The organism is Pandoraea bronchicola (genome assembly GCF_902459805.1).
Lineage (GTDB): Bacteria > Pseudomonadota > Gammaproteobacteria > Burkholderiales > Burkholderiaceae > Pandoraea > Pandoraea bronchicola.
This window is the reverse complement of record NZ_CABPST010000003.1, coordinates 170,587-193,628: the sequence shown is the minus strand read 5'-3', so window position 1 is coordinate 193,628 and position 23,042 is coordinate 170,587. Positions and strand designations below refer to the sequence as shown.

The window sequence follows — 23,042 nt, the reverse complement described above, 5'->3', positions numbered from 1 at the left end:
CCCCATCAGTGACATCACGTCATCGCACGGGCAGGAACTGGAGAAACTGCGCGCCAAGCAGATTCTGGACGTAGCCGATGCCGGCACGGCGGTATTTTTCGTCGAGCATCTCGGCCAGCAGATCGAGCCTGCCAATGATTTTGCCGAACTCCCGTTCGAAGCTCACGTTGCGTACGTCGGCAATTTCGTTTGCCAGCAGTAACGGCTTGCCCACTGGGTCACGACGGCTCGCGAGCAGCCACGCGGCGATTTCGACGTTGCGCGCCGCGTTGTAGATCCGCTGTGCGTCGAGGCCATCGCTGAGATAAAACACGGTCGCCCCCCCATGCGCGGCGATGATCGTGTCCGACAGGCTGAAGACGAACGCGGCCACGCGATCGCCGCTGAACGCCGGGTCGAGCGAGAGCGACAGGGCTTTCACGTCGCGAAGGTCCTTCAACTCAGGCAGGCTGCGTCTGCCCTCGACAGCCGCACGCAATTGCGCTATCGCCTGCGCCTGCGTCGTCGCCCCGGACTTGCGCCATTCGCGAGGGTTGCGCTTGTAGAGTTTGTCGGCCAGTACGTACAAGCTCTCGAGATTGGCGCGCATGCCCAGCGTCGCCATGCGATTGATGTCCGTCTGTGCGAGATCCGCCGTCGTCATCGCCGTCGAGCGAACCTTCCCGTGATCCACCGGGGTGTCCTGATAGGACACACATCCAGTCATCGCGGTGCCGGCCGCCGCGCTAACGACTGCAACAGCCAATCGTCCTCGCGCGGCATGGATGAAACCGTTTCGATGTCGGAGCAAGGCAAGCCGTCGAGTCATGGGCATATCGGTGTCGGTAAGCGACGACTCTACGCGATGGAAGGCCACACTTCGCGTCTCACCTCCTCGAAAAATTGTGACATTCGGTAACGTGCCCTCGCCCCGGCGTCACGGACTCAGTGCCTCACGTGCACGAGCAAACAACGGGTGCGTTACGGCTTCTTCCAGTCGCAGCACCGGTGTGACGCAGCAATCCGCATGGGCGAAACGCAACGTCCAGTCCGACAGTGACGCACTCGCAAACACCGCTGCCAGTTCGCCCTGAAGCGAGCGTGCGTCCTCGCCGCCAATCACTTGCCCCAGCGACCAATGCCGCGTCTTCCAGTCGCTGCGTCCAAGCACGTCACACAAGGTCTGCCAGAACTTGAGTTCGAGTGCCCCTACGGCCATGTAGCGTCCGTCCTGGGTGCGATAGACCTGGTAGCAAGGCACACCGCCGTTGAGCAAATCCTTGCCCGCTCGCGACACATGCCCCTGCCGGTGCATCGCCACTGCGGGGATGAGATTCGCGCGAAACACCTCATGCGTCATCGAGATGTCCAGCCACCGGCCGCGCCCGGTGCGCTGCGCCGCGACGAGCGCCGCCAACACGGCTTGCACCGTCGCTTGCCCGCCGCCGTACAAGTCGCCGATCTGGAAGTTCGGGACGATGGGCGCGTCCGCCGCATCCCCCAACTGATCGAGCACCCCGGCATAACCGATGTAGTTGATGTCGTGCCCGGCCGCCTGCGCCATCGGTCCATGCTGTCCATAGCCGGTGATCGATGCCACCACCAGCGAGGGCCTCAGGCGCGCAAGCGTCTCGTAATCGAAGCCCAGCCGTGCCATCACGCCGGGGCGAAACCCCTCAAGCAACACATCGGCACGAGACACCCAGTCTCGAAACGTCGCACGATCAGCGTCGTTCTTGAGGTCGAGCCGCTCGACCGACTTGCCACGATTGAGCAAACGCCAGAAGGCGCTCGGTGGCGGCTCATCATCCCCAAGCATCATCTCGCGGGCGTAATCGCCAGCGCCCTTGTCCTCGATCTTGATGACGTGCGCTCCGAGTTCGGCGAGACGAAGCCCGGCGAGCGGTCCGGGCAAGAGGCGCGTGAGATCGAGCACGGTGATGCCGGCCAGCGGCGCGTCGGAAGATGCCGACGGTGCCGACGATTCATATGCCTGGGATGGGTCGAGCGATTCGGTCATGGCGGGGCGAGGAAAAAGTGACGGTCGATGCCCACACCGTACCGCGCCGTGCCGTCTGCCCGCAAGCAGACAGCACGCACTTCTCGCTCGGATCACTCCGAATTTAGCCCGGACTGGCGCCGTCTTCCCACAAAACGGGACCGGTGTGATCGTTGGCACCGGAGGCATCGTCCGGCAAGGTGTCGTGCACCGGTCCCGCTACCACCCCCTCGGTCAACAGACGAGTGATCTGGCTGTCGAGATACCCCAGATCGCGCAGAATCTCGTTCGTGTGCTCACCCACCACCGGTAACGGCCGGCGCGCAGGCAAGCGCTGCCCCGCCATCGTGATGGGCAGCAGCGGCACCTGTGTGTGCTCGCCGTCCTCCGTCACCAGATCGCCCAATCCGCCACTGGCGCGCAGATGGGGATCGTCGAACAGCGCCTGCGGTGCAACGATCGGCGCGAACGGCAGACCGTGACGCTCGAATGCGGCCGCCAGATAGCTGGCGTCAAACCCCCGCATCATCTCGCGCAGCAAGGGCAGCAGCCAGTCGCGCGCCTGCACCCGGTCGTTGTTCGTGGCGAGCCGAACATCGTCGGCCAGATCGTGACGGCCGAACACATCGCAGAATGTCCGCCACTGGCTATCGCTCACGACGGCGAGGAATATCTGCACGCCGTCGCGCGCCGTGAATACATCGTAGATGCCCCACGCCGACACACGCGCAGGCATCGGGGCGGGCGCCACCCCCGTTACCGCGTATTGCTGCATGTGCTGCGCGGCGAGCAGCACGCAGTTCTCGAAGAGCGCACCCTGCACTTCCTGCCCGCGCCCGGTCGTCTTGCGTTCATAAAGCGCCGCCAGCGCGGCGAGCGCGCCAAACACACCGCCCATGATGTCGTTGACCGACGCCCCTGCGCGCAGCGGTTGCCCGGGTGGTCCGGTCATATAGGCCAACCCGGCCATCATCTGCACCACTTCGTCGAGCGCGGTGCGCCCGGCGTAAGGGCCCGGTAAAAAACCTTTGAGCGAGACATAGACAAGCGCCGGATTCAAACGCGACAGCGTCGCGTAGTCCAACCCGATCTGACGCATTCGCCCGGGCTTGAAGTTCTCGGTCAACACGTCGGCCGTGCTCACCAGACGCAGAATCAGCTCTCGTCCTTCGGGCCGGGTGACGTCCACGGCGAGACTGCGCTTGTTGCGATTGAACGAGCGGAAGAAGCCCGCCCCCGTACCGAGCAGACGCCGCGTCGCGTCGCCGCCCACGGGTTCCACCTTGATGACGTCGGCACCGAGGTCGCCAAGCACCATGCCGCACGTGGGCCCCATGACCATGTGGGAAAACTCCACGACGCGAATGCCTTGCAACGGCGTTGGTGCCACAGGGGACACATCCGGCATTTGCTACCCTCCCGAACCCGCTTGCGACACTTCGCCACACGGCCGGCCCGGCGTGCTCACGGCATGCGAGACGAATCCGTCGCGTCGTAGTTGATCGAAGCCGACGATGTACCCCGCCAAGGCACTTGCCGCCACGGTGGCCGGACTGCCCAGCCACATCTGTCCCGGTCCGGAACGGCCGGGGAAATTCCGGTTCTGCGCACTGATCACCACTTCACCGGGCGCACGAGACACGCCCGGACCGGCGTTCACACACGCGCCACATCCCGGCGAGAGCATCGTCACCCCTGCCGCCTTGAACACTTCGGTGTAGCCCTGTGCCTCGCACCACGTCCGCACGTCTTCACTGCCGTATTGCAGATAGAAGCGCACGCCATCGGCCACGCGATGCCCTTGCGAAAGCCCCCACGCCAGCACGTCATGACACGCCCGCAGGTCGTCACGCTTGCTGCCCGTACACGACCCGCCGTACGCAATATCGACGGGCACCACCGCCGTCAGATCGGTCAGTGCCACACCGTTGCCCGGATCGCCCGGACTCGCCACCATCGCCCCGAGACGCGCACAATCGATCTCGATGACATGGGCATACGACGCCTGCGTATCGCTGGTCATCCATGGCGCCAGGGTGAAGTCGATGCCGCGCCGCTCGCGCAGGTACCGGACCGTCTCGGCATCGGGCACGACCAGCCCCGTCAGCCCGCCGATCTCCGCGACCATATTGGTCAGCGTGGCTCGCTCGTCAGTCGACAGGTGAGCCACGGCTTCACCGGCGAATTCAATAATCTGCCCGATGGCGCGACCGTCGCGGATATACGGCAGATGCAGCAGATGCAGCGCCAGATCCTTCGCCCCCACGCCCTCAGGCAAACGCGAGCGCAGATGCACAAGGCAGGTGCCGGGCACCGCCAGACGTGCGTCTCCGGTCAGCCAGGCGTTCGCCATCTCCGTTGCCCCTACGCCGAACGCAAATGCGCCGACAGCACCGCAATGCGGTGTGTGCGAATCGGTACCGACGATCACCTGCCCCGGCAGCGCATAACGTTCGAGCATCAGGGCGTGGCAGATGCCTTCCGAGCCGCCACCAGCCACTCGCCCGTGCAGACGCAGATCGTGCTGCACACAAAATTCGCGCTGTACTGCCCCCAGACGCCTCGCCGCATCCACCAACGGCGGCGGCCGGCTGCCGTCGGCAGACACGGCATCGAGATGCGTGAGGTGGTCCTCGAAGCACATCATCGACGCCGGATCGTGCAACGCGGGCACCGCATCGCCGAAGGCGTGACGCAGGAAGCTCACGGCCATCGGCGTCACATACTCATGGGAGAAACGCCAGTCGGCAGGGACAAACACGGCGTCTCCCGCACGCACGCGAGCCACGCCCAGCGCCTTCGCGATGAGCTTCTCGCCGTAGGTCATCGCACCCGGCGCATGGGCTGGGCGCGGCGCAACGGTGTCCCCCGCCAGGCGGCGTCGCGTATAGCCGAACAGGCCCCCGCTGCGCACGATGGCCTCGCCCAGTGGATCGCAGTCCTCGAGAAAGGCTTCGATCGGCACGGCTTCACCGGCCTGCAAGCGCTCGGCCAGCGCGAGGTCGGTCGACATCAGCAGTCCGAGGTTCTGACAGTTCTGCGCGTAGATGCGCTCGAAACTCTCCGCGATCACCACGCGAATCCCCGCACACCACTCAGCAAACGGACTGGCCTCGCGCGACGATCCCTTGCCCCGGCGCAGCCCCGCGACCGACACCGCGAAACCGCCTTCGCGCACCGCCTTCGGCCGGACGGGAAACACGCCGGCAGGATCCATCGCATCTTCACTGCAGCGCAACCCGACATAGACGTAGTCGCCCAGCGTTTCGTCGAACGCCAGACACGCCCATGCGGGCGTCATCTCGTCAGTGGAAATCTGGTCGCGCAGGGGGCCGGCTTCGGCCCGGGTCAATGACTCGCCTGCCAGTTGCCGGGTCATGGCGTCGGCACGGTCGCTCAACCACAGCACGCGTCCATTCAGTTGTACGGTGGCTTGCATGAGATCGCTCCTCGAATGTTCCCGCATGGGTTCACCCGATTCGGTCGCAAGTTCCGTGCCGAACTGTCGCGCGGCCACGTGGAGAAAGTGAAGTCATGACGTCCAAACGCGCGTTCGTCAGCAGACGCTCAGGGGTACTGCCGATTCGCCTGTATTGCGAAAGCGTTAGTCCACGTGTCGCCAAGCCGGATCTGCGACGGCTTGACCTCAGGTGTGAACGAAGCGAGTGCCTTCAATGCCGTGGCAGGACCGTCGGCGGGCATCATGCCATCCGGCGAAAATGCCTCGCGGCAGTTGGCGAAGGCTTTCAGATAAAGCGTCTTGTCCCCCAGTAGATAGGGCTCTGGCACCGTCTTCAGGAGATCGGCGGCAGAGGCGCGCTGGAGCCATTTGTCGGCCCGCACGATAGCGTTGGCCAGGGCCTGCACCGTCCTCGGGTTCTTCTGAATGAAGCTCTGCGGCGCATACATCACGGCCGCCGGCATCGGCCCGCCGAACATGGCTCGGGTGCCCGCCTGCGTACGCGTATCGACGAGCACCTTGAGGTCGCCCGACTCCTGCAGCAACGTCATCATCGGATCAACGTTGGAGACCGCATCGACCTGTCCGCCGCGCGCGGCGGCGACCACCGTCGCATTGCTTCCGACGCCGACAATGGACACGTCGCTCGGCTTGAGCCCCACTTTCGCAAGGGCCACGTTCACCAGCATGTGCGTGCTCGACCCCGGCGCACTCACGCCGATGCGCATACCCTTCAGATCCTTGACCGACTTGACCTCGCCGGCCTTGGCCTTCACCACACCGAGCACCAGTTGCGGTGCGGCGCCCAGCACCGCAAACGACTGATAGGTCAGCCCTTTGGTCTGCATCAGCAGCGTGTGCTCGAATGCGCCGGTGCCCACATCCGCGCTTCCGCCGACAACCGCCTGCAGCGCCTTCGAGCCACCAGCGAAGTCGTCGATGGTGACATCAAGGCCTTCGTCCTTGAAGTAGCCCAGTTGCTCGGCGATGGTCAGCGGCAGGTAATAGAGGCCCGGCTTCCCGCCCACGGCAATCGTGATCTTTGGCTTTTCAAGCGGCTGCGCGGGCGCGGCAGACGCCCCGGCGCTCAGGCTCAATGCCACGAGACCCAGCGCAATCAACGTGAGAACGAGGACCAGACGTCCCACGGCATCGCGCACACGGCGCGCTTCAGCATGTGTCATCGCGTGTCTCCTCCCGCACTGTGCGGGACACAGGCGCGCTCCGGCTCGCCGGCCGGAATCGCTATCGGCCCCCAAAGCATCCGCTGCCCCCGGTGCCGCGACAAGTTGTGTTTCGGCATGCCAGACATCGCCGATCACGATGCTTCCTGCCTCACAACGCATCATGCGTTACCCCCTGTTACGTTACGTGCGCACAAATGGTCGACCAGCATGCGCGACGCCACAGGCAAGGCGTCGTAGCGGCGCACGCATACAATCAGACGCCGCTGTGCCCACGGATCGGTGAGCGGCACGATGCGCAGCGCCTCCCCGTCCGTCACCTGCGAATAGATGCCGACAGCCTCGCGTGGCGCCACCGCCAGCCCGAGATTGGCCCGCACCATGCGGCATACGGCTTCGAACGTCGAGACATGGATGCGGAATTTGACAGTCTTGCCCTGCTCGGCGGCCAGCCGCCGCAGCACGGTGTACATGGCGCTGTCCGGATGCACACCGACATGATCGAAATCGAGTGTTTCGACGAACCCGAGCTGCTCTGCGCAGGCAAGCGGGTGTTCACGGTGAAGCACGGCCACAATCTGGTCGTTGCGGTAGGGAAAGACTTCGACGTCACGGGTGTCGACGGCATCCCAGCAGATGCCGATGTCCGTGGCGCCATCCGCCACACCGCGCACAACCTGCGCGCTGGTGTGCTCTTCGAGGTCGACCTTCACTCCGTCATGGCGACGCAGGAAAGCCCCGAGTTCATCGGGCAGTGTTTCGACGATGGAGGAAACGTTGGCGAAGATGCGGATGTGGCCGCGTACGCCACTGGTGTACTCGGACAGGTCGCCCTGCATCTTTTCGAGACTGCGCAGCACATTGCGCGCGTGATGCAGTAAGGCTTCGCCTGCCGGGGTAGCCCGCACCCCCCACTTGTGCCGCTGCAGGAGTGCCGAACCGACGAGTGACTCGAGGTCGTTGATACGCTTGCTGACGGCCGACGGCGCGATGAATTCGCGCTCGGCCGCGCGGGCAATACTGCTCTCTTCGCAAACGGCGACGAATAGTCGCAACGAGACAAGATCGATCCGCCATAGCGCCATGCCCATCTCCCGAAGGCACTGCATTGACAGCGATTTTGCGGTGCACGTGGCAAAAATGCCACTCGCGACCGCCCCTCACGACACAGGAAAACAACACCGAACCGACAAACAAACGCTCGCAAAGCATCATGAAAGCGCGGCGGCGAGTGCGAAATCGGGGAAAACGGTAGTTCGACGACTCAGGGGGGAGAACGCATCAGGCGTCGAACGACACGAAACCGACTTCAAGCCGACAGGTTGCACGCTGCCATCGGACACCGGGCGTCCGTCTTCACTGCCTGCGCCGGCCCCTCCCAGGACAACTGCTAGCGCATCGCTCCCGCTAACAGAACGGCACTCCAGCCGCCGTCTGCCGCGTCGAACGATACGTCAGGCGGGGGTGCCGACGCCAAGGCCATGAACAGCCAACATTTGCAAATGACGATCGCAATCATTTTGTTGACGCTCAATCATCCCGGTTTCGTTGCCGGGTCTGATTTGACTATAGTGCGGCGCTATCGGGGCGGCAACCACCAAACATTTCAAGAGATAACGCGGCCGGCGGTCTGTCGTGCGCGTTCAGGCGCGCCGCGCAATGGCCCGAGCAAGCACCAGCACCGGAAGCAGGCCCACGAGCACGAGCGTCAGGGCGGGCACGGCGGCCTCGGCGAGGCGCTCGTCGGCCGCAAGATGACTGGTGACGACCGCCAGCGTGTCCATGTTGAACGGCCGCAGCGCGAGCGTGGCGGGGAGTTCCTTCATGACGTCAACGAACACTAGCAATGCCGCCGTCAGCACACTGCCGCGCAGTAGCGGCAGATGCACCCGGCGCAACATCGACCAGCCGCCCACGCCGAGGCTGCGGGCGCTGGCGTCAAGATTGGGGGCGATGCGGGCGAAACCGGCGTCCACACTTTGCAGTGCCGCCGGCAGAAACCGTACGACATAGGCATAGATCAGCACGCCGCTGGTACCCGCCAGCACCAGCCCATCGGCCCCGAATGCGTTGCCCAGCCAGGTGTCCAGATGCAGCACGGGCGTGAGAATACCCAAGGCAATGACCGCCCCCGGGATCGCGTAGCCCACGCCCACGAGGCGCACGGCGACGCGGGTCACGCGTCCCGGCGCCAGTCGCTGGGCATAACCGAGCACAACGGCCGCGGCGCTCGCTACAAGCGCCGCCGCGGCCGCCAGGCGCACGGTGTTGTAGACCCATTCGCCATAACGGGGCCAAGGCACCTGATCCAGTTCGGAGACCGCCAGCCGCAGCATGATGAGTGCCGGCAGCACGAAGCCGATGATGAGCGGCACCGTACAGGCGAGCGTCGCCAGCACCGCGTGTGCGCCTTGCAGACGGGTCCGTCGTGATGTCGTCGGTGCCCGTCCCGGTGCCCCGTAATAGCGCAGTCGCGCCCGGCTACGGGCTTCCGCAATCAACAAGACGAGCACAGCCAACAGCAGACACGCAGAGAGTTGCGCCGCCGCCACCCGGTCGCCCATCGACAGCCAGGCACGGTAGATGCCAGTCGTAAACGTGGGCACCCCGAAGTAGGCGACCGCCCCGTAGTCGGCGAGGGTCTCCATAAGCACGAGCGCCACGCCCGCGACCAAGGCGGGTCGCGCCAGCGGTAACGCCACGCGCACAAACGCTTGCATGGGCGTACACCCGAGCGTGCGCGCCGCTTCGAAAAAGCGCTGACTGTGCTCCAGAAATGCCGTGCGCGCGAGCAAATAGACGTAGGGGTAGAACGCCCCGGTGAAGACCCACGCCGCCCCGTACCACGAGCGCATTTCGGGAAACCACGCGACGCGCTCGACCGCGAGCAGCGTGCGCAAGGCACTCTGCACGGGGCCGGCGAACTGGAGGAAGTCGGTGTACGCGTAGGCGGTGACGTATGCAGGCATCGCAAGCGGCAGGATCAGCGCCCACTCGAGCAGGCGCCGTCCGGGAAACGCGTAGTGCACCACCAGCCAGGCACTCGCCACGCCCATGGCGAGCACGCCGGCACTCACCGCCAGCGAGATACGCAGCGAATTGAGTACGTACTCGGGCAGCACCGTATCGAGCATGTGGACGAGGATAGCGCGCGTGTGTGCGTCTCCCGCGCCCAGCGCCGCCACGATGCCGAACATCGGCACGAGAACGATCAGGGCGGGAACCCACGCCACCAGCCGCCACGCCCACACGCCGGAGCGCCGGCCGGCTTGCCCGCGGCGGGCGACGTAAGGCCCACGGCCGGGTGATGGTGCCGGTGCCGTCCCAGCCAGCGCAGCGGACGTGACCCGGCCGCCGATCGGATCGTTCGGCCCGGTCGAAGCATCGACGGAAAAAGAATCAGTGGCGGCGCGTGACGGAGGCGTCGATGACATCGGCAAACCGTGAGGGGTATCGGTGAATGGGTGGACGATCAGGTGCGGCGGGCAAGCACGCCAGCGACGGCCCGTCGCCGTGCGCCTCGCTTCGCCGCAGGGAACCGGCAGACATTCACCGGTCTAAAACGTTGTAAATTATACGCATTCGCGATTGGGACTCTGACGCGGCCGGCACCAGAAAGTGCCCGGCCGCCGGGCAAAGCCCCCGACTCGCCTTCGTTGCTCTCTCCGTTGACGCGCTTGCGTCGACACACGCTACTGCACGCCGATGCCCCTGCCTTATCTGCTGCTCGACCATATCTCCGTGAATTACGACGCGGCCGGCCAAGTCCACACGGCCGTTCGTGACCTGTCGTTATCGCTCGCACGCGGCGAGATCGGCTGCCTGCTCGGCCCGTCCGGCTGCGGCAAGACGACGGTGCTGCGCGCCGTGTGCGGCTTCGAGCCGCTGGCAGGCGGGCGTATCGTGCTCGACGGTCATGAGGTCGCCAACGCGCAGTTAAGCGAGCCGCCCGAGCGCCGTCACGTGGGCGTGGTGTTTCAGGATTACGCGCTGTTTCCGCATCTGGATGTCGCCCGGAACATCGGTTTTGGCCTCGGGCGCATGACGCGAGCCGAGCGTCGGGACCGGGTGGAGAGGCTCGCCGAACGAGTCGGTCTGGCGGGGGCGTTGCGAAAGTACCCGCACGAACTCTCGGGGGGCCAGCAGCAACGCGTGGCACTCGCGCGCGCGCTGGCCCCCTCACCGGCCCTGCTGCTGCTCGACGAGCCCTTTTCGAACCTCGATCTCGAACTGCGTGAGCGTCTGGCCGTGGAGGTGCGCGAGATCATCCGGGCGAGCGGCGCGACAGCGATTCTCGTCACGCACGATCAGCACGAAGCCTTTGCGATGGCCGATCGCATCGGGGTCATGCACGCGGGTGCGATTGCCCAGTGGTCGCCCGCGCGAGAGTTGTGGCGCACGCCAGCCAATCGTGCGGTGGCGGATTTCATCGGGCGCGGCACGCTGATTCCGGGCACGTTCCGGGGCAATGCCGATGGCGGCGGCATCTCGCTCGAACTCGGGGAAATTTCCGTCTCGCCAGCACTGGCTGACAAGTTGCTGCGCGCCGCCGTGAAAGACGCCTATCCGGTGAACGTCGACGTTCTGCTGCGAGCGGATGACATTGCGCACGACCCCGCCAGTCCGTTCGAAGCCACGCTCGTGAGGCGTGCGTTCCGTGGTGCTGATCAGCTCTACACGCTGCGTCTGGCCTCGGGCCGTGAGGTGATTGCCCGCGTGGACGGCGAGTTGACCCACGAAGCCGGTGAGCGCGTGGGGCTGCGCCTGACGGTGGGACATCCGGTGGCGTTCGCGGCCAGCGCCAGCGCGGTCTGACGCGCCGGCAGCGCACCGTCACTCAGAGGCTGGTAAAATCCGCCAAAACGGATGGGCCTATGAAACAGTACCTCGACTTCATGCGCCATGTACTTGAACATGGCACAGACAAGACCGACCGCACGGGCACGGGCACGCGCTCGGTGTTCGGCTATCAGATGCGCTTCGACCTGCAGGAAGGATTCCCGCTCGTCACGACCAAGAAGGTGCACATCAAGTCCATCGTGCACGAACTCCTCTGGTTTCTGCAGGGCAGCACGAACGTGCGCTATTTGCAGGAAAACGGCGTATCCATCTGGAACGAATGGGCCAATGCCGACGGTGAACTCGGCCCGGTCTACGGCGCGCAATGGCGCTCGTGGCCGACGCCCGACGGCGGTCACATCGACCAGATCACGCAACTCGTTGACCAAATCCGCACGACGCCCGATTCGCGCCGCCTGATCGTATCCGCATGGAATGTCGGCGAGATTCCCCGCATGGCGCTGCCGCCGTGTCACGCGTTCTTCCAGTTCTACGTGGCCGACGGCAAGCTGTCGTGCCAGCTCTACCAGCGCAGTGCGGACATCTTCCTCGGTGTGCCTTTCAATATCGCGAGCTACGCACTGCTCACGCACATGATGGCGCAACAAACCGGGCTGGATGTCGGTGATTTCGTGTGGACAGGCGGCGACTGCCATCTGTACAACAACCATTTGGAGCAGGTCGCCACGCAGCTCGAGCGTGAGCCGTTCCCGCTGCCGAAGCTCGAGATCGCGCGCAAGCCCGATTCGATTTTCGATTACCGGTTCGAAGACTTCCAGATCGTCGGGTACGAAGCGCATCCGCACATCAAAGCGCCGGTGGCCGTATGACGATTCTGACGCTGGTCGTCGCCCGCGCCGAAAACGGCGTGATCGGGCGCGACAATCAATTGCCCTGGCGTTTGCCGGAAGATCTCGCCCACTTCAAGCGCACGACGCTAGGCAAGCCGGTCGTCATGGGGCGCAAAACCTATGATTCGATCGGCCGTCCGCTGCCGGGACGCCGCAATATCGTGGTGTCGCGCAACCCCGATCTGAAGATCGATGGCTGCGAAGTGGCCAACTCGCTCGTTGACGCAATGCGGCTGTGCGCAGGTGTCGAAGAAATCTGCCTGATCGGCGGCGCGCAGTTGTACGCGGAATCGCTGGCGAGCGCAGACAAGGTGATCGTCACGGAGATTGCCAAGGCCTTCGAAGGCGATGCACGCTTCCCCGATCTGCCCAATACCCAATGGCAAGAGACGGCACGCGAGACGCACCACTCCCCCGCGCCGAACGACTTCGACTATGCGTTCGTGACCTACGAACGGATTTGATTTGCGGCGCGCACGCGCGCGCCGCGCTTCCACCGATCCTCCGGGTCAGGCGCTCAGGTCGCCGCGCCACGCACCCCTTCATCCGCCAGCGCAATGCCCTCGGACACATGCACGCGGTCGCGGCCAAGACGCTTGGCGGTGTACAACGCCTCATCGGCCAGTGCAATCAGGCGCGCAGGCGTATCGCTAACAGCGCCATGCCGGGGCACGTGTGTCGCACACCCAACACTCACGGTCACGACCCCTCGCGGACCCGGAGCGGGTTTCGCCAGCGCCCGGACGCTCTCCGTCACGCGTGTCGCGACGAAGTACGCACCATTCTCATCCGTTTCCGGCAGAACGATCACGAACTCTTCTCCACCGTAACGCGCCACCAGATCCGCCGGACGATGCGTCGCCCGCATAATGGCCAGCGCCACCTGCTCAAGACACTGATCACCCATAGGGTGCCCGTACTCGTCGTTGTAGCGCTTGAAGTGATCGACGTCGATCATCAACAGCGATAACGGTTGCCCCGAGCGGCGAGCCTGCTCGAAGTCGCGCGGAAACCGGTCGTTGAAGTATCGACGATTGAAGATGCCCGTGAGCGCATCGCGGTTGCTGTATTCAATCAGTCGCAGATGCGCCCGGGTCAGGTCGCGATACAACCGCGTAACCTCCCACACAAGCACGCAGACGAGCAGTCCCGGTGCCGACATGCTGAACAATCTGGCAAGGTACCAGCCCAGCGAGAATCGCACAGTGCTCAACAAACTAAGCACGGTGTCCGTCACGCACGCGAGGACCGCCAGCGCCATCCAGAGATCCAACACCGTCCGCAGACGGCCGATCGCCAGTACTGCGCCCAGCGCACCAAAATTCACCACGAGCAACACCACACCCGCACCGCGCACGGAGAAGTCGCCCGGTGCCGTCGCCGGCGACAACGCGGGCGGCAACGGCACAGCCAATACCGTCACACAAAGCAACACCCCCACGACCAACGGCAAACCGACGAATAACCACAACGCACGCCCCGCCGGCGGCAATTGCGTCACGGACCGCGGCGCGAAAAGTCGCCGCGAAACCATGGCGATGAGCACAAGCGCAGGGAACCCACCGTGCCAAATCGCCCAGATCCAGCCGGATGTCGTCGGGAATGCGCCAAATAACCCCTGCGGCGAGAACAGACCGGGGAACGTCAATAACTGCATCGCGACCGTCAACGCCGTGAAGGCATACGCCCCCGCAAGCAGCCCAAACACCGGCAATCGACTCACCTGAAACTGCGCCGCCAACAGAAACGACGCAATCGTCGCCGTCGTGAACACCGTCAAACCACACATCGGCAAAAATGGCACAACAGCAGGCAACACCGCCGTCGCCCGCGGCGCCGCCAATATCAAGGCGGCAACGATCGATATCGCCAGGCAGCCAGCAAATACCCGCTGCCCCCGCGACGCCCGCTCCATTAGAAAGCCGTCCATGTCATCCCTTTTTTTTCGTTCGAAGTCCCTTTCAAACTTCACAACTTACCAACCCCGAGATGCCATCCTTCCGACTGCCGTTTAGTCGCAGCATGCACCAATTCATGCCCTGTGCCAATGCGCCTTTTGTCTGCCCGTTTGCCTCTTTGATATCTCATTGATACGCGCTTAACGCGTCTTTTCTTCCCCCCTCAACACCTCCCTCCAGACGGATCGGGGCCCCTTTCCGCCTCTCAGACATAAACCCAACTCGCTGCAGAAAGGGGCCCCGATCCGTCTCCTCCCTCTCCCCTGACCTTCTCCCTGGCCCTCGCCCTCGGGATTCTTCAGCATTTTCTTTACCCGCCACACAAAAAAAAGCGCCGACCAGCTATCGTCAGATAACCCGTCGACGCCGCACGATTTACGTCGCCTGCTTGTTCTTTTCCGCCCCTTGTATTCAGGGGGGATTGCTCTTCTCTCTTTTCTTGCCGTCAGCCGCCCAGGTACGCCTCCAATACACGCGGATTGCCCAGCAGGTTACGGCCCGTATCTTCCAACACCACTTTGCCGGTTTCCAGTACGTAGCCATGTTGCGCGATCTTCAACGCCTGACGCACGTTCTGCTCCACCAGAAAGATCGTCAAACCATCCGCATTGATCTCTTTCAACGTGCTAAAGATCCCCTGCACGATGATCGGCGCCAACCCCATCGACGGCTCGTCCAGCAAAAGCAAACGCGGACGCGCCATCAACGCACGACCAATCGCCAACATCTGCTGCTCACCACCCGACAGATTGCCCGCCATCTGGTCGATTCGCTCCGCCAATCGCGGAAAACGCTGCAACACCTTGTCCAGATCCGGCTTCACGTTTTGCTTGTCCCGACGCGTGTACGCACCAAGCTCAAGGTTCTCGCGCACCGACATCGTCGTGAGCGTGGCCCGACCCTCAGCCACCTGCACCAAACCGCGCTGCACGATCTTGTTGGGCGGCAGGCCACCAATCTCTTCACCCTCGAAAAGGATCGAACCAGACTGCTTTTTGATGAGACCAGATAAAGCTAACAGCGTCGTCGACTTGCCCGCACCATTAGCCCCCACGAGTGAGGTAATCTCGTGCTCGCGCAACGAGAAATCGACGCCCTTCACAGCTTCGATATGCCCATAGGCCACCTTCAGGCCCTTCACTTCAAGCAGCGCGCTCATGCCTTGTCCTCCGCGCCAGCCGCAAGCGCAGCCGCATCGTCGTCGTCATCACGACCAAGATAAGCTTCAATGACCTGCGGGTTGTGCTTGATCTCGTCAGGCTTACCTTCGGCAATGATGCGGCCGAAGTTCAGCACCGCGATACGTTCGCACAGGCCCATCACGAAACGCATGTCGTGCTCGATCATGAAGATCGTGTAACCACGCGCCTTGATGTTTTCGATCTCACTCATGAGATCCACCTTCTCGCCCGTGTTCATGCCCGCCACCGGCTCGTCAAGCAGCAATAACTTGGGCTCCGTCGCAAGTGCCCGCGCCAGCTCAAGCTTGCGCTGGTCGCCGTACGAGAGGTTGTCCGCAATGTCGTACGCCTTGTGATCGAGCTTCACCCACGAAAGCAATTCATGGGCGCGCTCGCGCGAACGCTTCTCCATCTCCCGGAAACCCGGCAGCGAGAGCAACAAGCCGGCCGGGCCATAGGAAAGATGGCGGTGCATGCCAACGACCACGTTCTCGATCAGCGTCATCTCCTTGAAGATGCGGATGTTCTGGAACGTGCGGGCAATGCCCCGCTGCGTGATCTTGTGCGGCTTCTGCCCCACAAGACTCTCACCGCCAAACGTGATGCTGCCGCCAGTCGGCTGCAACAGGCCGGTAATCAGGTTGAATACCGTCGTCTTACCCGCACCGTTCGGGCCAATCAGGCCGAAGATGGTGCCTTGCGGCACCTCAATGTTCACGTCCTGCAGAACGTGCAATCCACCGAATCGTTTGGAAATATTGGAAAGCTTTAGCATGTCGTGTCCCCCGTCCGCTTACGTGGAAGAGGCCGAACGCGCCTTGTCGGCACGGAACCAACGGCGAAATCGCATCGGATCCCAGATACCCTTGGGCAAGAACAGCACGATCAACACCAGGATCAGGCCGTTGACCACAAGGCGGAAGTCATTGAACGCGCGCAGCAACTCAGGCAACAACGTGAGAATCGTGCTGCCCAGTACCGGGCCCACCAGACCGTTGATACCGCCAAGAATTGCCATGGTCAGAATCTCGACGCCACGGTCGAAACCAAACTCGTTAGGCCCGATGAAGAACGTCAGATGCGCATTGAGCGCCCCTGCCAACCCGGCAAGCACCGCCCCCAGCACAAACGCCAGCATCTTGTAACCCGTGACGTTGATGCCCATGAGGCCCGCGGCGGTCTCGTCTTCCTTGATGGCCTCGAAGGCTCGGCCAACCTTGGAGCGGCGCAGTCGCCACAGCACGGCAAGAACGATCACGACTGCCCCCGCCACGTGCCACCACTGCGTGAGCTGAGGAATGCCGTTCAGGCCAAGCGCCCCCCCCGTCAAGTCTTCGGTATTGAGAATCAGCACACGCACGACTTCGCCGAAGCCAAGCGTCGCCATCGCCAGATACACGCCCGACAGACGCAGCGTCGGCTTGCCGATGATGAACGCGACAAGCGCCGGCGCAGCCATGCCACCCGCGAGCGACACCGCAAACGGCGTGTCGTAGTTCATCGTGAGCAACGCGGCGGTATACGCACCAATGCCCATGAACGCCGCGTTGGCCATGGCCAGCATGCCGCACGAGAGCGTGAGGTAAATCGACAGGGCCAGCAGCGCATTGGTGCCAAGAGTCAGCACCAGATTGCTGTAAACCGCCCAGAAATTATTGAACCAGTCCATTGCGCCCCCGTGATTACGCTTTGCGTTCGAGCACTTTGCCGAACAACCCCTGCGGACGCACCAGCAGGATCAGGAACAGCAGGCCGAACGCCACAGCGTCGCGCATGTTCGAACCGATGTACGCGACCGACATGACCTCGGCAAAGCCCAGGAACAAGCCTCCGATCATCGCGCCACGAATGTCGCCCATACCGCCCAGAATGATCACCGCAATACCCTTGTGCAGCATCGGTTGCCCCATCAGCGGGAATACCGCGTTGGAGTACAGCCCGATCAGCACACCCGCCATACCGCCCAGGCCGGCCGCTGCGAACGACGTCGCCAGGAACAGGCCCTCGACGTTGATCCCGAGCAGGTAAGCCGCCTTCGGCGATTCGGCAATGGCTCGCAGCGCGCGACCCAGTTGCGTCTTCTTGATCGTGGTGATGAGCACGGCCATGAGCGCAAACGAGATGAAGATGATCGCGAGTTCGAGTACGGTCATGTGAACGCCAGCGACCGTAAGGGTCTCTTGCGACACGACGTCGTACGGGAAACGCAGATTCTCCGCACCGAAGATGCCCTGCACACCGTTGTTGAGCAAAATGCCCACGCCAATGGTGGCGATCATCGGGATCAGGTGAGGCGCGCCGCGTTTGCGCAACGGCTTGAGCACCAGCACGTCGATGAGCAAGCCAAGCAGACCGGCAACGATCACCGCCGTCAGGATGGCCGCCCACAGCGGCAGATGAAGGCGCACGACGGCTTGCAGCGCCGCATAGGCGCCGACCATGAAGACCGCGCCGTGCGAAAGATTGATAACGCCAAGAATGCCGAACACGAGTGTGAACCCGAGCGCGAACAAGGCGTACACGCACCCTAGGGAGAGCGCGTTGACGAGTTGCTGTTCCAGCATGGTGTGTATTCCAGCCTGAGGGACGGAGGCACGCGCCGTAAGGGGGTACGCCGTGCGCCAGAAACGCCGATGGGCGTAGCGCCTTTCGGCCCTACGCCCATGCGGACTTCTTCAAGTACTGCCGGGCTGCTTACTTCTCGATGACGTACTTGCCACCCTTCGTCACACTGACGATCGGTGCCTGTTGTGCATCGTAGCCGGCCGGCTTGCCGTTCTTGCCCATGGCCTGACGGAACGCAAACTTGCCCGTAGCACCTTCGTGCGTAACCTTCGGCAGCGCGTCGCGCAGTGCCTTGCGGTCAGCTTCCAGGTTGCCCGAGATCTTCACGTTCTTGATCGCACCCGCCGCGATATACATCGCGTCATATGCCTGCGCTGCGAACTGATCCGGAGCCACGTTGTACTTCGCCTTGTAGGCACCGATGAACTTGGTGTTGGCCGGCGTGTTGTTCTCGATCGACCACGGGCTACCCACCCACAGGCCGTCCGAGCTGCCCTTGGCCAGATCGAACACCTTCACCGAGTTCATACCGTTGCCGCCAATGAACGGCACGTTGATGCCCAGTTGACGCGCCTGCACCATGATCGGCGCGCCCTCGGCGATCAGCGCCGACAGCACGATCGCGTCCGGGTTGCTCGCCTTGATCTTCGTGAGCTGCGCCTTGAAGTCCACGTCGCCCTTGGCGAACGTCTCGGTCGTCGTGACCGGAATCTTCAGATCCTCGAGCGCCTTCTTGAAGTTGTCATAGCCGCTCTTGGTGAACACGTCGTCGTTGCCGTACAGCACCGCGACCTTCTTGATGCCCGTGTGCTTGGCCGCGACCTTGATGGTCTCCGGCAGCACGTCGGCTTCCGTCACCGAATTGCGGAAGATGAAGTCGCCGATCGACGTAATGCCGTCGGCCGTATTCGACGTACCGAACGCCACCGTCTTACCGGCTTGCGCGATCGGATCGGCAGCCTGTGCCGAGTTCGACAGCGTCGGGCCGAACACCATGAGCACCTTGTCCTGGAAGATCAGCTTCTTGAAGACGTTGATCGCCTCTTCCTTCTTGCCCTGCTCATCTTCGACCTGCAGTACGAGCTTGTTGCCATTGATGCCGCCAGCGGCGTTGATTTCGTCAGCAGCAAGCTGGAAACCATTCTTGATGGCTGCGCCATACTGCGCAGCACCGCCCGACAGTGCTTCGGCCACGCCAATCTTCAGATCGGCTGCGTGGGCCGCAGCCACCATCCCCGTAGCGACAAGCGCGCTCAGCAACTTGGTCATGGTGCTTTTCATGAGTCCTCTTCCTCCAATACCTAGTCTCTAGTTATGAGAAGGCGCGCCTTATGAGCGCGCCCATTAACCCTAACTACCGTGTCCGTTCTTAAGCCACGGCTTAAGAAAACTCCTAAGCATAACGCAAACTGCCTGCGCCGGACATGGCAAATGGGTTTTTGCCCCGTTATGGCGCATAAATGCAACGCGTTTATCGCGCCATAACGCCTTTTTGCAGCATCAATGACCGGCGACGGTCATTTGCTCAATCAGGATTGATCCGACTTCCTTGGTGCCGCGCACGAGCGTGTCGGCCCCGATGGCAACGATCTGGCGGAACATGTCATTCAGGTTGCCCGCCAGCGTGATCTCCTCGACCGGGTACTGAATCTCACCGTTCTCGACCCAGAAGCCCGACGCGCCCCGCGAATAGTCACCCGTCACGTAGTTCACGCCCTGCCCCATCAGTTCGGTGACGAGCAGGCCCGTGCCCAGCTTGCGCAACATCGCCCGGAAATCGTCGGTCGGTGCCGTGAGCTTGCTGTACATGCGCAGGTTATGCGAGCCGCCAGCGTTGCCAGTCGTCTGCATACCGAGCTTGCGGGCCGAGTACGTCGAAAGGAAGTACCCCTGCACCACGCCGTCGCTCACGACATCGCGGGCACGCGTCTTCACGCCTTCCTCGTCGTACGGGGCGCTGCCCATGGCGCGCGGCACATGCGGATCTTCATGAATACCCACGTGGTCGGCAAACACCGGCTTGCCCAGCGTGTCGACAAGGAATGTGGCCTTACGGTACAGCGCGCCACCGCTCACGCCCTGCACGAACGCCCCCAACAGACCGGCGGCGAGCGGTGCCTCGAACAGCACCGCGCATTTGCGTGTGGAGAGCTTGCGGGCATGCAGGCGAGCCAGCGCACGTTCGGCGGCATAGCGGCCAACCGCTTCGGGCGACGCCAGATCCCCGGCGGCACGCTTGGACGAATACCAATCGTCACGCTGCATATGGCTGCCCGAACCGGCGATGGGCGAGACCGACAGGTAATGGCGCGAATACGGATAGCCCGAGAGGAAACCACGCGTTGTCCCCAGCATGAACTGCGAATGCTGGGCCGACACGCTGGCGCCCTCGGAATTCCGGATGACCGGACTCACATCGAGCGCCGCCTTCTCGGCAAGACGCGCCAGCTCAACCGCTTCGTCGGCAGTGATACGCCACGGGTGAAACAGCGACAGGTCCTGCGGATGCATTTCCAGCAGCTCGGACTCGGCGAGCCCGGCACAATCGTCCTCCGCAGTGAAACGCGCAATGTTGAAGGCGGCATCGACCGTGTCGTGCAATGCCTTGCGGGAGAAGTCGGACGTGCTGGCGTTGCCGCGGCGCTGGCCGATGAAGACCGTGACACCCACGAGCTTGTCGCGGTTGCGCTCGATGGTCTCGACCTTGCCGCGCCGCACCGAGACCGACAGACCGTCGCCCTCGGAGATCTCGGCCGCCGCATCGGTTGCGCCGAGCGAACGGGCGTACTGCAATACGTCGCTGACGATTTCCTTGAGTTGATCCTGGGTATGCGTGAAGTGCTGGGTCGCTTGGGACATCTGCGCGATTCGGTCAGTGGCTGAATAGGAACCGCCATCTTAGCGCGACTTGCGCACCGTCGTGCGTGGGCCCAGCAACTATTTGGACGGCGCGCGCCGCGTTACAATAGCGCCCATGACGCACATTCAACGCTTTAACCGTATCGCCCACAGCGAGCTCGCCGACGAAGTCCCGAGCAAATCCCAGCGCAAGCGCGAGTCGCATGCCCTGCAGGATCTGGGTGAAGAACTGGTCAACCTTGGCAAGGACGCGCTCGCCCGCGTCCCCATGCCCGAAAACCTCGAACGCGCCGTCCGGGACTGCCGCAAGATTACCGCGCATGAAGGCCGCCGCCGCCAAATGCAGTACGTCGGCAAACAAATGCGCACCCTGGACGAGTCGGAAGTCGAGGCGATTCGCCGCGCCCTGGACATCATCAACGGCGTCTCGAAGGCAGAAACGGCCAAACTGCACGCCCTCGAACGCTGGCGCGAACGCCTGCTGGCCAAGGACGAGGCCCTCACCGAACTGCTCTCCCAGCACCCGGAAGCCGACGCCCAGCAACTGCGCACGCTGGTGCGCAACGCACGTCGCGAGCAGGCCGCGCAAAAGCCGCCCAAGGCCTTCCGCGAACTGTTTCAGGCCCTCAAGGATCTGCTGGGCACGGGATCGTCCAGCACTGCCGAATCTTCGGAAGATGCCGATAACGATCTGCCGGAATTCCCGACCCGCGAGGAAGACTGATGGTCGCCCGCTCACATCCGGACGAACTCCGCGTAGGTCTCGTCTCGATCAGCGACCGGGCGAGCCAGGGCACCTATGAGGATCTGGGCATCCCGGCACTTCAGGAATGGCTTGGCGGCGCCCTCGTCTCGCCATGGGTGGCCGAAACCCGCCTGATTCCTGACGACGCCGATGGCATCACCGCCACGCTGATCGACCTTGTCGACACCCTGGCGTGCGATCTGGTGCTCACGACCGGCGGCACCGGGCCGGCGCGGCGCGATGTCACGCCGGAAGCCACGCTGCGGGCAGGCACAAAGGAAATGCCCGGATTCGGCGAACAGATGCGCCAGATCAGTCTGCGCTTTGTGCCGACGGCGATCCTGTCGCGTCAGGTGGCCGTGATTCGCGAGACGGCAAACCACGCTGCCCTCATCATCAATCTGCCCGGACAACCCAAGTCGATCAGGGAAACGCTCGAAGGACTGCGCGACGCAGACGGCAAATCCGTCGTACCTGGTATTTTCGCCGCCGTGCCGTACTGCATCGACCTGATTGGCGGCCCCTACATCGAGACCAACGAAGGCATCTGCAAGGCGTTCCGCCCCAAGAGCGCGATTCGCGCACCGAAATCGGTGTGACAGTCCGCCAGCCTGAATTTCCGGGCCATCCGATTCCGTGACCCAAAACAAAACGCCAGCGGTTTCGCTGGCGTTTTTTTCATACTTCAGACATCAAACCTGGGCCGATGTCGTGGCGTCTGATGCGCCGGGCACGGCCGTCTTCAGGAAATGCTCGCGGTAGTACACCAATTCATCGATCGACTCGTGAATGTCGGCCAACGCCGTGTGGGCCGCGCGCTTGGTAAAGCCCTTGTAGATCGTCGGCTCCCAGCGGCGGCACAACTCCTTGAGCGTGCTGACGTCCAGATTCCGGTAGTGGAAGAACGCCTCGAGCTTGGGCATGTAACGTGCCATGAAGCGGCGATCCTGACAGATCGAGTTGCCGCACATTGGTGACTTGTTCGGCGGTACATATTGGGACAGGAACTCGATCAACTGGGCTTCGGCCGACGCTTCGTCGACGGTCGAAGCCTTCACGCGGTCGATCAGGCCCGAACGCCCGTGCGTCGACTTGTTCCAGTCGTCCATGCCATCGAGCGTGGCGTCCGACTGATGGATCGCGAAGACCGGCCCCTCGATGCGACGCGTCAGCGCAGAATCCGTGACGACGACCGCCACCTCGATGATCCGGTCGCTATCGGGCTGCAAACCCGTCATTTCCATGTCGAGCCAGACCAAATTGAACTCGGCGCGTGCGAGCGTCGTCTCGGCAGCGGCAGACGTGGGATTTTGGGACGGAATGACAGACATGATCGGAAGACTCTGGAAAACACACCGATGGGCGACCGGCACGGCGCCTGGCCGGTCGAAAGAACTTATAATTCTCGCATACTTCAGATTC

General features: G+C 63.1%; 20 protein-coding genes. 5 read left to right on the top strand and 15 right to left on the bottom strand.

The genetic code is table 11. From position 1 onward, the window contains the following. Positions 1 to 19: 19 nt before the first annotated feature. The 7 genes from PBR20603_RS08450 to PBR20603_RS08420 form a co-directional block, all read right to left on the bottom strand. The gene (locus tag PBR20603_RS08450; RefSeq protein ID WP_150559101.1) at positions 20 to 706 is read right to left on the bottom strand and encodes a hypothetical protein; all 687 of its coding nucleotides are present in this window, start codon (positions 704 to 706) and stop codon (positions 20 to 22) included. A 210-nt stretch (positions 707 to 916) separates the two neighbouring features. Further along, positions 917 to 1,999, bottom strand: a complete 1,083-nt coding sequence (locus PBR20603_RS08445; protein ID WP_150559100.1) for a CaiB/BaiF CoA transferase family protein — start codon at positions 1,997 to 1,999, stop codon at positions 917 to 919. A gap of 103 nt (positions 2,000 to 2,102) precedes the next feature. After that, a complete protein-coding gene (locus tag PBR20603_RS08440; RefSeq protein ID WP_246174487.1) occupies positions 2,103 to 3,386 on the bottom strand; it encodes a CaiB/BaiF CoA transferase family protein in 1,284 nt (427 codons plus the stop codon). Between the two features lie 3 nt (positions 3,387 to 3,389). Continuing rightward, positions 3,390 to 5,417 carry an aconitase family protein gene (locus tag PBR20603_RS08435; RefSeq protein WP_150559099.1) on the bottom strand — a complete coding sequence of 676 codons (2,028 nt, stop codon included), beginning with the start codon at positions 5,415 to 5,417 and terminating at the stop codon, positions 3,390 to 3,392. Between the two features lie 128 nt (positions 5,418 to 5,545). After that, positions 5,546 to 6,622 (bottom strand): ABC transporter substrate-binding protein, encoded by a 1,077-nt coding sequence (locus PBR20603_RS08430; RefSeq protein ID WP_174977845.1) that lies wholly within the window; start codon positions 6,620 to 6,622, stop codon positions 5,546 to 5,548. A gap of 161 nt (positions 6,623 to 6,783) precedes the next feature. Next, positions 6,784 to 7,707 (bottom strand): LysR family transcriptional regulator, encoded by a 924-nt coding sequence (locus PBR20603_RS08425; RefSeq protein ID WP_150559098.1) that lies wholly within the window; start codon positions 7,705 to 7,707, stop codon positions 6,784 to 6,786. 558 nt (positions 7,708 to 8,265) lie between these two features. Next, entirely contained in the window at positions 8,266 to 10,056 is a 1,791-nt protein-coding gene (locus PBR20603_RS08420; RefSeq protein ID WP_174977844.1) for an ABC transporter permease, read from the bottom strand. Positions 10,057 to 10,327: 271 nt separating this feature from the next. Between PBR20603_RS08420 and PBR20603_RS08415 the strand changes: the two genes are divergently transcribed. Genes PBR20603_RS08415 through PBR20603_RS08405 form a run of 3 tightly spaced genes read left to right on the top strand, consistent with a single transcriptional unit; the run spans position 10,328 to position 12,776 of the window. Further along, positions 10,328 to 11,437 (top strand): ABC transporter ATP-binding protein, encoded by a 1,110-nt coding sequence (locus PBR20603_RS08415; RefSeq protein ID WP_150559097.1) that lies wholly within the window; start codon positions 10,328 to 10,330, stop codon positions 11,435 to 11,437. Positions 11,438 to 11,496: 59 nt separating this feature from the next. Beyond that, a complete protein-coding gene (locus PBR20603_RS08410) occupies positions 11,497 to 12,291 on the top strand; it encodes a thymidylate synthase (protein WP_150559096.1) in 795 nt (264 codons plus the stop codon). Continuing rightward, a complete protein-coding gene (locus PBR20603_RS08405; RefSeq protein ID WP_150559095.1) occupies positions 12,288 to 12,776 on the top strand; it encodes a dihydrofolate reductase in 489 nt (162 codons plus the stop codon). The genes PBR20603_RS08410 and PBR20603_RS08405 overlap by 4 nt, the downstream gene beginning before the upstream one ends. Before the next feature lie 53 nt (positions 12,777 to 12,829). Here the strand turns inward: PBR20603_RS08405 and PBR20603_RS08400 are convergent, their stop codons facing one another. The 7 genes from PBR20603_RS08400 to pmbA all read right to left on the bottom strand — a co-directional run bounded on the left by PBR20603_RS08400 (position 12,830) and on the right by pmbA (position 20,875). Next, positions 12,830 to 14,242 (bottom strand): sensor domain-containing diguanylate cyclase, encoded by a 1,413-nt coding sequence (locus tag PBR20603_RS08400; RefSeq protein ID WP_150559094.1) that lies wholly within the window; start codon positions 14,240 to 14,242, stop codon positions 12,830 to 12,832. A 473-nt stretch (positions 14,243 to 14,715) separates the two neighbouring features. Further along, on the bottom strand, positions 14,716 to 15,429 hold the full coding sequence (locus PBR20603_RS08395; protein WP_150559093.1) for an ABC transporter ATP-binding protein: 714 nt from the start codon (positions 15,427 to 15,429) through the stop codon (positions 14,716 to 14,718). Then, on the bottom strand, positions 15,426 to 16,226 hold the full coding sequence (locus tag PBR20603_RS08390; RefSeq protein WP_150559092.1) for an ABC transporter ATP-binding protein: 801 nt from the start codon (positions 16,224 to 16,226) through the stop codon (positions 15,426 to 15,428). The genes PBR20603_RS08395 and PBR20603_RS08390 overlap by 4 nt, the downstream gene beginning before the upstream one ends. 18 nt (positions 16,227 to 16,244) lie before the next feature. Next, positions 16,245 to 17,120, bottom strand: a complete 876-nt coding sequence (locus PBR20603_RS08385; RefSeq protein ID WP_150559091.1) for a branched-chain amino acid ABC transporter permease — start codon at positions 17,118 to 17,120, stop codon at positions 16,245 to 16,247. 13 nt (positions 17,121 to 17,133) lie between these two features. Next, on the bottom strand, positions 17,134 to 18,015 hold the full coding sequence (locus PBR20603_RS08380) for a branched-chain amino acid ABC transporter permease (protein WP_150559090.1): 882 nt from the start codon (positions 18,013 to 18,015) through the stop codon (positions 17,134 to 17,136). A gap of 130 nt (positions 18,016 to 18,145) precedes the next feature. After that, the gene (locus tag PBR20603_RS08375; RefSeq protein WP_042115362.1) at positions 18,146 to 19,297 is read right to left on the bottom strand and encodes an ABC transporter substrate-binding protein; all 1,152 of its coding nucleotides are present in this window, start codon (positions 19,295 to 19,297) and stop codon (positions 18,146 to 18,148) included. Between the two features lie 219 nt (positions 19,298 to 19,516). After that, positions 19,517 to 20,875 (bottom strand): metalloprotease PmbA, encoded by a 1,359-nt coding sequence (pmbA, locus tag PBR20603_RS08370; protein WP_150559089.1) that lies wholly within the window; start codon positions 20,873 to 20,875, stop codon positions 19,517 to 19,519. A gap of 115 nt (positions 20,876 to 20,990) precedes the next feature. On the opposite strand from pmbA, the gene yjgA reads away from it, so the two are divergent. Then, the gene (gene yjgA / locus PBR20603_RS08365) at positions 20,991 to 21,599 is read left to right on the top strand and encodes a ribosome biogenesis factor YjgA (RefSeq protein WP_150559088.1); all 609 of its coding nucleotides are present in this window, start codon (positions 20,991 to 20,993) and stop codon (positions 21,597 to 21,599) included. Next, a complete protein-coding gene (mog, locus tag PBR20603_RS08360; RefSeq protein WP_150559087.1) occupies positions 21,599 to 22,219 on the top strand; it encodes a molybdopterin adenylyltransferase in 621 nt (206 codons plus the stop codon). The genes yjgA and mog overlap by 1 nt, the downstream gene beginning before the upstream one ends. Positions 22,220 to 22,312: 93 nt before the next feature. On the opposite strand, the gene orn is transcribed toward mog, so the two are convergent. Then, positions 22,313 to 22,951, bottom strand: coding sequence for an oligoribonuclease (orn, locus tag PBR20603_RS08355; RefSeq protein ID WP_150559086.1), 639 nt, complete (start codon positions 22,949 to 22,951; stop codon positions 22,313 to 22,315). Positions 22,952 to 23,042 lie beyond the last annotated feature (91 nt).